The following is a 12,715-nucleotide window of genomic DNA, read 5'->3' as shown; positions in this document are numbered from 1 at the left end:
ATCAATGATTAGAAGGTTTTTTTTATCTTTGATATTCTAATGTACTGAATATGAGAAAATTTTATTTGCTAGTTGTGGCTGTTTTAGCATTTCAACAATTATATAGTCAGACTCAGGATCAAAATATAGATATGAAAGGGCTGATTGCAAAAGAAGCCAAATCTTTTGCACATAAAATGACTGCCTATAACATCAATCCCAATACTTTAAATTACGATTTACAGTATCAGAGAATGGATGTTACTTTAAATCCAACGGTGTATAATATTTCGGGTTCGGTGACTTCGCATTTTAAACCGACTCAAAGTATGAGCAGTATTTATTTTGATTTGGCGAATACTCTCACGGTTTCTCAGGTTCAGTATCATGGAACCAATCTTGTTTTTCAACAGCTTCCTACAAAGGAACTGAAAATTGATTTTCAGTCTTCTCTTCCGGCTAATGTTCTGGATTCTTTAACAATACAGTATGCAGGACCTCCTGCTACAAATAATAATGCTTTTGCCACAGGTTCTCAAAACGGAACGCCAATTCTTTCGACATTAAATGAACCTTACGGTGCGCAGGACTGGTTTCCGACCAAACAAAGCATGAATGATAAAATTGACAGGTTTGATTTTAAAATCACAACACCCTCTCAATACAGTGTCGCTGCCAATGGAAAATTAATGTCTGAAACAGCGCTTCCGGCGAGCCAGAAACTAACATTCTGGAGAACAATGTATCCAACATCGGCGTATTTGGTTGCGCTTTCGATCACTAATTTTGTTAAATTGAATGATACAATGGGAAATCCACCATTTCCTTTTGTGAATTATATATATCCGACTTCTGCCAATAATCCATCTATTATGGCTGATATTGATTGGACGAAACAAATCATGAATACCTTTGAAACCTATTTTGGACTATATCCTTTCAGAAATGAAAAATATGGTCACATGGAGTTTCAATATGGAGGGACTTGTATGGAACATCAAACGATGTCTTCTATGAGCGGTTGGAATAAAACTGTAATCGCACACGAGCTAGCTCATCAATGGTTTGGAGATAAAGTAACTTGTGGTGCATGGAATGACATTTGGCTGAACGAAGGTTTTGCAACATTCGGTGAACATGTGGCTAATGAAAAATTATTAATGACGAATGCTCAGTTTATGAATTATTTGGCTGGTCAGAAAGATTATATTACCAGCGCAACAGGCGGAAGTACGTATGTTCCGGATTCAAAATTAGGAAATATTGGTGATATTTTCAGTGGTAGATTGTCCTATGCAAAAGGCGGATATATTGTAAGAATGATCAAATGGATTTTAGGTGATACCGTTTTTTATCAGGCGTTAAAAGATTATCATGCAAGACCGAATTTAGCGTATAATTATGCAAAAACACAAGATTTGAGCGCTTCTTTATTACAATCTACAGGAAGAAATTTTACAGAATTTTTTAATGATTGGGTGTATGGAGAAGGATATCCTACCTATAATATCAAATGGAGACAGGTCGGAAATCAGGTGACGTTTAGAGCCTCACAAACACAAAGTAGCCCTACAGTAAGCTTTTTTGAAATGCCACTTCCAATAAAAGTGACCGGAACAGGAGGGGAAACGGCTTATTTTGCTTTAAATAATACAACGAACAATCAATATTTTACGGAATCTGTGACTTTTCCGATAGCAAGTGTTCAGTTTAATTACGAATACCAGATGTTGGAGAGAAATTCTACGGTATCACAAGATAATACGTTGTCTACTACAGATTTAAATATAGATAAATTCTCATTATATCCAAATCCTGCGAAGAATGAATTGTATTTAAAAGGAATTGACAAGCCAACAGATTTCACAATTCATTTTGTAGATGGAAAATTAGTCAGAAAAGATATTTATCAGCCTAATAAACCGATTAATATATCAGAATTGGTTCCCGGAACTTATATTTTCACAGTAAAAGAAAAGAATATTAAATTTATTAAGTATTAATATAAAATTTATTTTCCGAATCTATAAATAACAAAGCTGTTTCATAATAATGAAATGGCTTTTTTTCTTAAATTAGCGCATCTAAAAAATTACTAAAAATGATTTCTGAAAAATATCTTCAAAATTTACAGAACGAACTTAAGAATATTGAGAACGACGGGCTTTTCAAAAGAGAAAGGATTATTACTTCTCAGCAAAGTGCGGAAATAGAAGCCAACGGAAAAAAACTGTTGAACTTCTGTGCCAACAATTATTTGGGATTATCAAATAATGCTGAAGTGATGAAAGCTTCTCAGTACATGATCGAATCTCATGGTTACGGGATGTCTTCTGTACGTTTCATCTGTGGAACTCAGGATATTCACAAGCAATTGGAAGAAAAAATTGCTGAATTCTTAGGTCTTGAGGATACTATTTTATATGCTGCATGTTTTGATGCGAACGGAGGTGTTTTCGAACCTTTATTTACAGAAGAAGATGCCATTATTTCAGATGAATTGAATCACGCTTCGATCATCGACGGTGTTCGTCTTTGTAAAGCGGCAAGATACCGTTACAAAAACAACAATATGGCAGATTTGGAAGCTCAGTTAATCGCTGCTTCTGAAAAAAATCACCGTTTCAAAATTATTGTAACAGATGGAGTTTTCTCAATGGACGGAATCGTTGCAGACTTGAAAGGAGTTTGTGATTTAGCTGATAAGTATGATGCCTTGGTGATGGTTGACGATTCTCACGCAACAGGTTTCATCGGAAAAACTGGTCGTGGAACGCACGAAGCCAACGAAGTGATGGGTAGAGTAGATATTATTACTTCTACGCTAGGAAAAGCTTTAGGTGGTGCTTTGGGAGGATTTACTTCCGGTAAAAAAGAGATCATCGATATGTTGAGACAACGTTCTCGTCCTTATTTATTCTCCAATTCATTGGCTCCCGGAATCGTTGGTGCTGCTTTGAAAGTATTGGAAATGATCTCGGATGATACTTCTCTTCGTGATCAGGTAATGGAAAATGCAGAATATTTCAGAGCAGAAATGAAAGCTAGAGGTTTTGATGTTCCTGATGGTGACGCTGCAATCGTTCCGGTAATGTTGTATGATGCACCGTTAGCTCAGAAAATGGCCGAAAAATTAATGGATGAAGGAATTTACGTAATCGGATTCTTCTATCCTGTTGTACCAAAAGGAAAAGCAAGAATCAGAGTTCAGCTTTCTGCAGCGCATACAAGAGCGCATTTGGATAAGGCAATCGTTGCTTTTGAAAAAGTAGGAAAGGAGCTAGGAGTAATTTCTTAATAATTAAAATATAAAAAGCAGGTTATGAAAAAAATAATGCTGATCATTGGTTTTGTTTGTTTTCAAAGCTTCTTTGCGCAAAACATTATGGATCTTGATCTTAAAAATGTTGAACTGCAAGGCATGAAACCTGCTAAAATAAATAAAGAAATGAAAGACATCGGGATCACTCAGATACCTTTTGTGACGGATAATCCCGATGTTATTTCTAGAATTGAGGAAAAAGAAGTTGGCTCGTCGATCAAAAAGTTATATGCCTTCATTTATAATAATGGAGAAAGAGGTGACGGTGGAGTTATTATAAATGAATTTAAAACTAAAGACGATCTTGATGCTTATCTCGCCAAGACTTTTGAGCAATCGAATTACAGGGTTTTGGTCAAAGATTTATTTTTTATCCGCATTTGGAGTGATTACAGTCTGCATGTAGAAGGCAAAGAAACAAGCGAAGATCACTTAAATAAATTGGAAAAATATTACACCAAATTAGGTGCGAAAAGAATTCAACTAAAACCTGATGAATCTATCATTACTGAGGTTGCTGATTCTGTAGCTGAATAATATATATGAAAATACGGTTTTTGATTTTAATAGGTTGTTTCGTTTTAGTTTCATGTAAAACTAAAATGAATCAGTACGTAAAAGATCAGAATAATGTTAATAAGAGAGACGGAAAATGGAGAGAAGAATATTCTGCAGACGAAGGAACTCTTGTTGCTATAGGAAAATATAAACTAGGAGAAAAGGTCGGAACCTGGAAGACATTTCTTGATAAAAAGATGTATCAGAAAGATAAAGTCAGAAAAGATATTACAAAGACCAAAAAATATTATTCCAATGGAAATATCATGGAAAGAGGGCAGACAAAATTAGATATTTCTAAAACTGAACGCCACTGGTATTACTTTGGAAAATGGAAATATTATAACGATCAAGGGAAACCGTTATATATGAAAATATATGAACAGGGTAAAAAAGCCGATAGTATTTCCTATATAAAATAGAACATTTAGAATGCTTTATACAATAATAAAAGCTTTACATATTATCTTTATGGTAAGTTATTTTGCGGGAATTTTTTATCTCGTAAGAATTTTCGTTTACTATAAAGACACCGATGAATTTGCCGAAGAAAAGAAGAAAATCTTAAGAGAGCAGTATACTTTCATGGCTCGAAGATTATGGAATATTATTACCGTTCCTGCAGGAGTTATTATGACGGTGTGCGGATTGATAATGATCTTTTTGAATCCTGGATTAATGAAAATGTCTTGGTTTCATTTAAAATTAACTTTTTTAATCGGTCTGGCAATTTATCACTACTGGTGCTGGAAAAAAGTACTTCAATTAAAAGAATTAAACGGGAACACCCTTGAAACACCCAATATAAAACTAAGACAGGCGAACGAAATCGCAACCTTTATTTTGTTTTTGGTCGTATTCACAGTCATATTAAAATCAATGGCGATTGAATATTGGTGGCAATTAATTGCCGGATTTTTCGTTCTGGTATTTTTAATTATGATGACCGTTAAATTGGTTAATAAAAACAAGAAAAAGTAACGAGATAGTTGATTGTTTCTGGTTGATAGTTGTTGGATTCCTTCAATAACCATCAACAGACAACTTTCAACCATCAACATTTTTACAATAAAAACTATGATTGCAATTTTTAAGAAAGAACTTTGGAGTTACTTTGGGAATTGGAGCGCGTGGATCATCATTGCGGCTTTCAGTTTGATAGCGACTCTTTTTCTGTTTTTTTTCGACAACGATTTTAATATTTTCGACATCGGAATGGCTTCTTTACAAAGTTATTTTGTGTTGGTTCCGTGGCTGTTGATGTTTATCATTCCGGCATTGTCTATGAAAACTTTTGCGGAAGAACAGCAGACCGGGACATTAAACTGGTTGTTTTCTCAGCCGTTGAAAGTTTCAGATTTAGTTCTTGGAAAATTTCTTTCCGTTTGGGTAGTTGGAATTTTATGTTTGATTCCTTCATTGATTTACCTTTATACAGTCTATGTTTTGGGTGTTCCTGTCGGAAATATCGACCTTGGAATGACCTTCGGAAGTTATATCGGAATGATCATTTTGATCGCAGCTTTTTCAGGCGTTGGAATTTTGGCTTCTTCGCTGTCTCAAAATCAGATCATGGCTTATTTGTTGGGTGTTTTCATGTGTTTCATCATGTATTTCGGAATCGAACAGTTGGCAAGTTATAAATTATTGGGCGGAGCAGATTTTATCTTACAGAATGTTGGTTTTTATCAGCACTTTTTAGGCTTTACGAGAGGTCTTATCGATTTCAAGGATGTAGCCTATTTTGTTTTTATCATTGGCCTTACGCTCGCTTTGTCTAATCATTTTATCAATAAAAAGAAGTAGAATTATGAAGAAGATACAGTTTAAATCTCCATTAGGAATTTTACTTTTTGTTATTTTACCGTTAGTTATAATCCTTGCAATTTCTGGGGTTAGATTAGATTTAACAAAAGAAAAAAGATATACCCTTTCTGAGAATACGATTAAAGTATTGAAATCAGTAAAGAAACCATTGACAGTCGATGTATACTTGGAAGGTGATTTTCCGGCAAGTTTCAAACAGCTTCAGGGCGAAACGAAATTTATGCTGGAAGAATTCAGAAAGATCAATTCAAACATAGATTTTAAATTCATTGATCCTATTAAAACCAAAATGTCTCAGGACACGTTGATGGCAATGGGAATGCAGCCTTCTGTACTTCCGGATATTAAAGACGGTAAGGTTTCTCAGATTATGCTTTTCCCGTATGCAGTGATCAAGTATAATAAAAGGGGAGTTTCTATTCCGTTGGTTGTACAGCAGGCAAATATCAATGCAGACGAGCAACTTACAAAATCCATTGAAAATCTTGAATATAATCTTGTTTCAAACATCAAAAATATCGCAGCCGACAAAAGAAAAAAGATCGGAATTTTAGTGAATCAGGATGAATTAAATCCGCGTGAATTTCATGGTTTCATGGAGTTAGCTTCTGAAAGCTACGATGCAGGTCCTGTGATTCCTAAAAATCAGGTTGAACTGACTGTTGCCGATGTTCCTTTATTAAAGCAGATAAGCGCTTTGGTAATCGCAAAACCTAGAAAAGCATTTACTGATGGCGAAAAGGTAATTCTTGACCAATACATCATGAACGGCGGAAAAACATTGTGGATGATTGATGCTGTGAACGCTGAAATGGATACGTTGATGAGGTCTCAAAAAGTAATGCCTTTCCCAGTGGATGTCAATATGACGGATTTCTTTTTCAATTATGGACTGAGAATTAATCCGGCTTTGGTGAAAGATTTAAAGAAATTCGCTTTGTTGAAATTGGTAACAGGAGAAGTAAGCGGAAATGCACAATATACAAGTCTTCCATGGCCGTATTATCCTCTTGGAATTGCTGAACACAATAATCCCATCACTAAAAATATCAATCCTGTAAAATTTGAATTTCCAACATCAATTGATACGTTAGGAAGAAAAAATATCAAGACCAATATTCTTTTTGAATCAAGTGAAAGAACTTTGTTAAAGCAAGTTCCCAACTATGTTGATCTGAAAGAAATTGCAAGTGTAGACAGTCTCGGACAAATGGAAAAACCAAGTACGCCGAAGATTTATGCCGTTGCTTTGGAAGGGAAATTCACTTCCGCGTACGGATCTAGAATTGAAAGAAAATCATATCCCGGATTTAAAGCTCAAAGTCCTGAAAACAAAATGATCGTCATTGCAGATGGTGACGTCGGAAGAAATAAAGTGATTAAAGGCGAACCTTTACCTTTAGGTGTTGACCTGATGACGAATGAGCAATTCGGAAATGAACAGTTTTTAAGAAATGCTTTAGATTATCTGTTAGACGACAGCAATCTTATGGATTTGAGAAACAGAAACATCGAAGAAAGACTTCTTGACCGACAAAGAATAACCGAAGAAAAAGGCAATTGGCAGTGGCTGAACTTACTGCTTCCTTTAGCGATTATAGGATTGTTGGGAGGATTGTTCTTCTGGTTGAGGAAGAAGAAGTTTGGATAGAATATAAATAAAAAAGAGAAGTGGTTAGCTTCTCTTTTTTTATTGTAATTTATTTCGTTACCAATTTGCAGATTGGTTTTCTAGGTCTTCCTGAGTTTTAAATTTTCCGTTTTTAAAATCTTCTTCAGATTTTTCAATACGGTTAATTAAAGTATCAACAGTAAAAGGAACAAAATCAGAATGGTCTTCTTTTTCCAATTTAGATAAAATATATTCTTCAATTTTCTCAAAGAAACTTTCATCCTGAAGCTGAGCAAGATAAGTGATTAAATTTAATTTTCTAGTTTGAATATCCACGACTGATGTATTTAAATCAAAATTACAAATTAATTTTTAAAGGTGAGTTTAGCATTATAGAAAATTTAGATTGAAAGAAAAAAGAGAAACCCAAAAGTCTCTCTTTAATAATTAGTTATAAAACATATTCTACCACGGGCTTATTCCAATTTCATCCTCAATATCATTACTGTAAAACCGTCCTGTGGGTGCATTTTCATCAGTCAGAGTATGTTTAACAATAAAAGAGGCAGCACTTTCGACAGAACCCGGTCCAGTATGGTTGTTAAAATCTGTTGACGTATACCCAGGATCAATAACATTTACTTTAAAAGGTAGATCCTTCAATTCGTACGCTAGAACAATAGTATAAGCATTCAAAGCTGACTTTGAAGGTCCATAAGCGGCAGCTTTTACATTATAATATTTCCAAGTCGGATCGCTGTGAAGGGTTAATGAACCAAGTCCCGAAGTAATGTTACTGATTCTCGGGCTTTCCGATTTTTTAAGCAATTCTAAAAATGCCTGCGTCACACTGATAACTCCAAAAAAGTTGGTATCAAACACAGTTTGGATATCTTTGATCGATGTTTCTGCTGCAGTTTGAGGGTTTACACCTAGAATTCCTGCGTTGTTGATCAGAATATCCAGTTTCCCTTGTTCTTTTTCAACCAAATTTTTAGCTGCTGAAATAGAATCGGGATTGGTAACATCTATTTCGATCGCTTTGATATTCTGAAATCCTTTTTCGGTTAATTCTTTGACGATTGCTTTCCCTTTTTCAAGATCACGGCTTCCTAAATAAACAAATAATCCTTTTTCTGAAAGTTGTTTTGCGGTTTCAAGGCCAATACTTCTGTTGGCTCCTGTAATTAATACTGAATTCATTTTTTTGTTTTTAATTGGTGATGTAAAAGTCCGCCAATTAAATAAGATAACATTTGCCAAATGACAAAAAGCGATGTTGAGTTGGAAATTGATTAATTCAATAAAAATTAAACCACAAAAGGCACAAAAGATTTATGACACTTAATCGATTATTGTGAACTATGAAATTCATTTTTAAACGCAAAGTTTTACTATAAAAATGAATTACTTTTAGAGAGCAAAGAGATGCGACAAAGTCGCTGATGAAGGCAGCTTCTTAAGAATCAATTATATTGATTCAATTCTTTGCTTCCTAAAATATGCAGAATCAAAAATAAATCTTTGCGTTAAAAAAAGAATTCAATTTATTCTTTAATGATACTAAATATGGTTCTTATTAACAATGTTTTTCACCTCTTTCGTTTTATTTATAAATTCTAAAAGGTATCTAAACCTTACCAATATTTTTCCTAATCCTACTCAAAGAAGACTGCGTCACTCCCAAGTAAGAAGCAATATAAGAAAGCGGAATACGGTTGACAACAGTAGGGTAGATCTCCAAAAATTTAAGATAGCGAGTAGTGGCATCTTCCGAAACCAACGGACTTCTTCTTTCCACTTTCTGCATCAATGCTCTTGAAATAATTTTATGAACAATCGCTTCCCAACCGACAATGGTTTGTAGTAATTCTAACCAGTCTTTTCTTGAAAAAACAATCATTTTACAGTCGGTGACCGCCTGAACATACGCGCTGGAAGAAATTTCATTATCAAAACTTTCAAGATCTACAACCAGATTATTTTCTTCAATAAAATATTTGGTAATTTCTTCGCCTTTGTTGTTGTAATAGCAAACGCGCAAAATTCCGTCTACAATGAATCCGACTTGTTTTGCTATTTTTCCTGCTTCCGAAAAATATTCATCTTTCGAAAAATTGATTTCAACGGTTTTGCTTGAAATAAAATCAATCTGTTGCTGATTAAGATTTCCAAACCTTAAAATAAAATCAAATAATTGTTTCATGAATGCAAGTTAGGTAAACTTCGTTTTCCGGCATTTGTCATTTGACAAAAAGTGATGATTTTTATGTTTTAATTAAACAATTTCCGAAATTCCAATGGAGACTGATTCGTTTTTTGTTTAAATAATTTACTGAAAGACTGCGGATGCTCAAATCCCAATTCATAAGCAATTTCACTCACAGATAGAGTTGTTGTACTCAAGCGTTCTTTTGCAGTATCAATTAATTTACTTTGAATATGTTGCTGTGTATTTTGCTGGGTGTGAATACGTAATAATGTTCCCAGATAATTGGGGGAAATATTCATTTGTTCGGCAATAGTTTTGACGGAAGGAATACCGTTTTCAATTAAATTTCCATTATCAAAATATTGAGCTAACACTTGTTCAAATCTTTCTAACAATTCATGACTTGATTTTTTCTTGTAAAAAACTGACGCTCATAAAATCGTTCGGCATAAATCAGGAACAGTTCCAATTGAGCAACAATCAATTCTTGGGTGAATTTATCAATATTGGTTTGATATTCCTTTTCAATATTTTTAAACAAATCAACAATAATTTTCTCTTCTTTATCTGAAAGAAAAAGGGCTTCATTGATTTGATAACTGAAAAATTCGTAAGATTTTATTTTTTTGATCAAAGAAGTTCCCCAAAGAAAATCGGGATGAATGAGCAATAAATATCCGGTAGGTTCCACTTCAACATCAGGTTTCATTTCAAGGCTTAAAAACTGGAGCGGAGAAACAAAACACAACACTCCGGAATCGAAATCATATTTCTGCTGGCCATAATTGAACTTAGCATTGACATTCCGTTTCAAGCCGATTGAATAAAAATTCTGGATCCATTTCAGTTCGTTATCGTCCATAGGATAATTGACCTTACTGTAATCTATCAGGCTGATCAAAGGATGTTCAGGATTCGGAAGATTACAGAAAGCATGAAATTCCGAGATTGAATTAAAACGAAATGTCTGTTTCATAATGCTAAGGTATTTAATTATTTTGAAATTGATTTTGTTTCTTTTGAACCATTAAGATTTTATTTAAGGAGTTTAGAATATTAAGGTGAGCTTCGCTTTAAGCAATTCAAATTTAAAAATCTATTTGATTTTTCTTAATTAAACTTAACTTCTTAAATAAAATCTTAATGGTTCAAAAATTTAAAAATTAAATCACAGTCGATAAAGTCAAATCACTCCACTTTTCCGCATCACCTTTAATGATAGCAATTTTATTATCTAAAAACTCATGCGTCCCGCTTCCCAATAAGAAATGCACTGGCGGATTTTGTTCTTCACTGATTGCAATCAAAGCTTCTGCACCTTTATCAGGATCATTGGGCTGATTTCCATTGATTTCATCAAGATGAGCGTGTTGAGAATTTCTTGCTGCTTCATATTCTGAAATAGCATTTTCAGGCGTTTTGATAGAATCTTTATCTAAGAAATCTGTTCTGAAATATCCGGGATAAACAACGGTTGCTTTCACTCCGAAATCTTTAATTTCCTCTGCTAATGCTTCTGTAAGTCCGGCCACGGCAAATTTTGTGGCACAGTAAATTCCCCAACCCGGAAAGTTCCCGGAATACCCTCCAATGGAAGAAATATTGAAAATATGTCCTGATTTTTGCTGACGAAGATAAGGCATTGGGCAGTGGAAAAAGTAGCTCAATCAATGAATGATGTAACCGAATCGTGAATGTAGAATAATCGTAAGATTATTATTTCATAGCATCAGAAGCCAGATAGAAAATAGCTTTATTCAGAATGTCATTTTCTTTGTCTTTAAAAATATTAATAAAATAGATTGAGGTATTTCTATTTTCAAAAAAGTAAACAAGATTGTATTCATGTTTTTTCTTATCACAAATGCCTAATTTATATAAATAGAGGTTTTTAGATGAACTAATTAATTTTCCAGTTTTAGGATTTAATGAAATTTCTTCAACAATTTTATCTATAAATTCAGGTGAATACTTCTTGTTGATTTTTTCGATAAAAAAATTACTGATGATGACGGTTTGCATTTGGATATTTATTAATCAAATATATAAAAAAAGAGAAACCCGAAAGTCTCTCTTTAACTATTTAGTTTTCTAAAGCAGGAATCAAATGATCCCATTTCAGCTGTTTGGCATAATCAAGAGCCGTTTTTCCGTTGTTGGATTGTTGGTTTCTATCAGCTCCGGCTTCGAGCATAACTTCTACAGAACTTAAATTTCCGGCAATGGTCTCTTTATGAAGAAGTGTCAATCCGTTATCATCAACATTCGTTAATTCATTAGGATATTGTTGTAAAAATTTCACGAAATCTTCCTTCATATTTCTGCTCATGGGATGTTCAACAAGATTTTCGGGTTTCTCTTTCTGTTCGTGAACCACTTCGACATCATTAAAATCTCCGAAATGAAGTTGCCATGCATCATCATGTTCCTGTCTTTCTGCTTCTTCCATGTCGGCACGTATTTTCTGTATGGTGAAACCACCGTAAGCTTTAGGTATAGGTTCCTCAGTGGAGAAGAAAAGTTTAGAAAGCCCTTTAGGTTTCTTTACTGCCGGAGTAATAGCAAAAAGCCAGTCGCTGATCTCATTTACAGGGATTTCAAAATAATCTCCAGGCTGTATGTTGGTGATATCATTGGGCTCATTCATCAAATACCCTTTTACATGATCTCCATCAAAATCAATATCGTTGATCCACATATGTTCTACAATATCTTTTCCAGTTTCCGGATCTTCCTGTGAGAAAGTAGCTTTTACACAAGCCAAATTTAGTCCCGGAACAATTCTTCTGTATTCCCAAGATTGCTCTCTCCAGAAATATTTAAAAGTTTCCCGCGCTTTTTTATAAGCTTCGATCATTTTGGGGTCGGTTCCGTCTGTAAAAATAAACGAATTGTTTTCCATTATATTTAAAATTTTTGTGATTTGAGTTTGAAAAAAACAGTAAAAAGAATTATGAATTAAGCTTGAAAGCATTATGGATATTCATAAAACTGATGTTTTTACTGTTCAACTAAAATACGAAAAATTTTAAAACGAAGGTTTGGATTTAGAGTTAAATTTTAATTAAAAATATATGAAAAGAACCTCAATACTTTTCTATAAATAAAACGTATTATGCTAAAAAAACCTTCTTGAATAATTATTTCAACAAGAATATAAAATATTCCAGCCAGTAATCTTAGTAATAATTCAACTATAATAGTC

13 protein-coding genes and 1 pseudogene are annotated in these 12,715 nt (G+C 33.8%); 7 read left to right on the top strand and 7 right to left on the bottom strand.

Translation table 11 applies throughout. From position 1 onward, the window contains the following. The first annotated feature begins 50 nt into the window (after positions 1–50). The 7 genes from A0O34_RS01975 to gldG all read left to right on the top strand — a co-directional run bounded on the left by A0O34_RS01975 (position 51) and on the right by gldG (position 7,337). A complete protein-coding gene (locus A0O34_RS01975; RefSeq protein ID WP_066750718.1) occupies positions 51–1,982 on the top strand; it encodes a M1 family metallopeptidase in 1,932 nt (643 codons plus the stop codon). 98 nt (positions 1,983–2,080) lie between these two features. Next, on the top strand, positions 2,081–3,277 hold the full coding sequence (gene kbl / locus A0O34_RS01970; RefSeq protein ID WP_066750715.1) for a glycine C-acetyltransferase: 1,197 nt from the start codon (positions 2,081–2,083) through the stop codon (positions 3,275–3,277). Between the two features lie 24 nt (positions 3,278–3,301). Then, a complete protein-coding gene (locus A0O34_RS01965) occupies positions 3,302–3,838 on the top strand; it encodes a hypothetical protein (RefSeq protein ID WP_157885931.1) in 537 nt (178 codons plus the stop codon). 65 nt (positions 3,839–3,903) lie between these two features. After that, positions 3,904–4,281 (top strand): hypothetical protein, encoded by a 378-nt coding sequence (locus A0O34_RS01960; protein WP_082891077.1) that lies wholly within the window; start codon positions 3,904–3,906, stop codon positions 4,279–4,281. Positions 4,282–4,291: 10 nt separating this feature from the next. Further along, positions 4,292–4,840, top strand: a complete 549-nt coding sequence (locus A0O34_RS01955) for a CopD family protein (RefSeq protein ID WP_066750706.1) — start codon at positions 4,292–4,294, stop codon at positions 4,838–4,840. A 96-nt stretch (positions 4,841–4,936) separates the two neighbouring features. Continuing rightward, positions 4,937–5,665 carry an ABC transporter permease gene (locus A0O34_RS01950; protein ID WP_066750703.1) on the top strand — a complete coding sequence of 243 codons (729 nt, stop codon included), beginning with the start codon at positions 4,937–4,939 and terminating at the stop codon, positions 5,663–5,665. 4 nt (positions 5,666–5,669) lie between these two features. Further along, positions 5,670–7,337, top strand: a complete 1,668-nt coding sequence (gene gldG, locus A0O34_RS01945; RefSeq protein ID WP_066750700.1) for a gliding motility-associated ABC transporter substrate-binding protein GldG — start codon at positions 5,670–5,672, stop codon at positions 7,335–7,337. Positions 7,338–7,394: 57 nt separating this feature from the next. On the opposite strand, the gene A0O34_RS01940 is transcribed toward gldG, so the two are convergent. The 7 genes and pseudogenes from A0O34_RS01940 to A0O34_RS01910 form a co-directional block, all read right to left on the bottom strand. Continuing rightward, the gene (locus tag A0O34_RS01940; protein WP_066750697.1) at positions 7,395–7,634 is read right to left on the bottom strand and encodes a hypothetical protein; all 240 of its coding nucleotides are present in this window, start codon (positions 7,632–7,634) and stop codon (positions 7,395–7,397) included. A gap of 129 nt (positions 7,635–7,763) precedes the next feature. After that, positions 7,764–8,501 carry an SDR family NAD(P)-dependent oxidoreductase gene (locus A0O34_RS01935; protein WP_066750688.1) on the bottom strand — a complete coding sequence of 246 codons (738 nt, stop codon included), beginning with the start codon at positions 8,499–8,501 and terminating at the stop codon, positions 7,764–7,766. A gap of 427 nt (positions 8,502–8,928) precedes the next feature. After that, on the bottom strand, positions 8,929–9,504 hold the full coding sequence (locus A0O34_RS01930; protein WP_066750685.1) for a Crp/Fnr family transcriptional regulator: 576 nt from the start codon (positions 9,502–9,504) through the stop codon (positions 8,929–8,931). Between the two features lie 68 nt (positions 9,505–9,572). Continuing rightward, a pseudogene (locus A0O34_RS01925) lies at positions 9,573–10,486 on the bottom strand (helix-turn-helix domain-containing protein). 187 nt (positions 10,487–10,673) lie between these two features. Beyond that, complete coding sequence (locus tag A0O34_RS01920; RefSeq protein ID WP_228394341.1) at positions 10,674–11,177, bottom strand: SDR family NAD(P)-dependent oxidoreductase; 504 nt, start codon at positions 11,175–11,177, stop codon at positions 10,674–10,676. Positions 11,178–11,226: 49 nt separating this feature from the next. Further along, on the bottom strand, positions 11,227–11,532 hold the full coding sequence (locus A0O34_RS01915; protein WP_066750683.1) for a hypothetical protein: 306 nt from the start codon (positions 11,530–11,532) through the stop codon (positions 11,227–11,229). 61 nt (positions 11,533–11,593) lie between these two features. Further along, complete coding sequence (locus A0O34_RS01910) at positions 11,594–12,412, bottom strand: DUF2314 domain-containing protein (protein ID WP_066759419.1); 819 nt, start codon at positions 12,410–12,412, stop codon at positions 11,594–11,596. Positions 12,413–12,715: the final 303 nt, after the last annotated feature.

The sequence above is a fragment of the Chryseobacterium glaciei genome (assembly GCF_001648155.1).
Lineage (GTDB): Bacteria > Bacteroidota > Bacteroidia > Flavobacteriales > Weeksellaceae > Chryseobacterium > Chryseobacterium glaciei.
Note: the sequence above shows the minus strand (reverse complement) of the source record. Positions and strands in the feature narration are given on the sequence as shown.

Excerpts from the sequence above, each read along its gene's own strand:
- A0O34_RS01975 (WP_066750718.1), top strand. The coding sequence starts at position 51 with ATGAGAAAATTTTATTTGCTAGTTGTGGCTGTTTTAGCATTTCAACAA.
- kbl (WP_066750715.1), top strand. The coding sequence starts at position 2,081 with ATGATTTCTGAAAAATATCTTCAAAATTTACAGAACGAACTTAAGAAT.
- A0O34_RS01965 (WP_157885931.1), top strand. The coding sequence starts at position 3,302 with ATGAAAAAAATAATGCTGATCATTGGTTTTGTTTGTTTTCAAAGCTTC.
- A0O34_RS01960 (WP_082891077.1), top strand. The coding sequence starts at position 3,904 with ATGAATCAGTACGTAAAAGATCAGAATAATGTTAATAAGAGAGACGGA.
- A0O34_RS01955 (WP_066750706.1), top strand. The coding sequence starts at position 4,292 with ATGCTTTATACAATAATAAAAGCTTTACATATTATCTTTATGGTAAGT.
- A0O34_RS01950 (WP_066750703.1), top strand. The coding sequence starts at position 4,937 with ATGATTGCAATTTTTAAGAAAGAACTTTGGAGTTACTTTGGGAATTGG.
- gldG (WP_066750700.1), top strand. The coding sequence starts at position 5,670 with ATGAAGAAGATACAGTTTAAATCTCCATTAGGAATTTTACTTTTTGTT.
- A0O34_RS01935 (WP_066750688.1), bottom strand. The coding sequence starts at position 8,501 with ATGAATTCAGTATTAATTACAGGAGCCAACAGAAGTATTGGCCTTGAA.
- A0O34_RS01930 (WP_066750685.1), bottom strand. The coding sequence starts at position 9,504 with ATGAAACAATTATTTGATTTTATTTTAAGGTTTGGAAATCTTAATCAG.
- A0O34_RS01915 (WP_066750683.1), bottom strand. The coding sequence starts at position 11,532 with ATGCAAACCGTCATCATCAGTAATTTTTTTATCGAAAAAATCAACAAG.
- A0O34_RS01910 (WP_066759419.1), bottom strand. The coding sequence starts at position 12,412 with ATGGAAAACAATTCGTTTATTTTTACAGACGGAACCGACCCCAAAATG.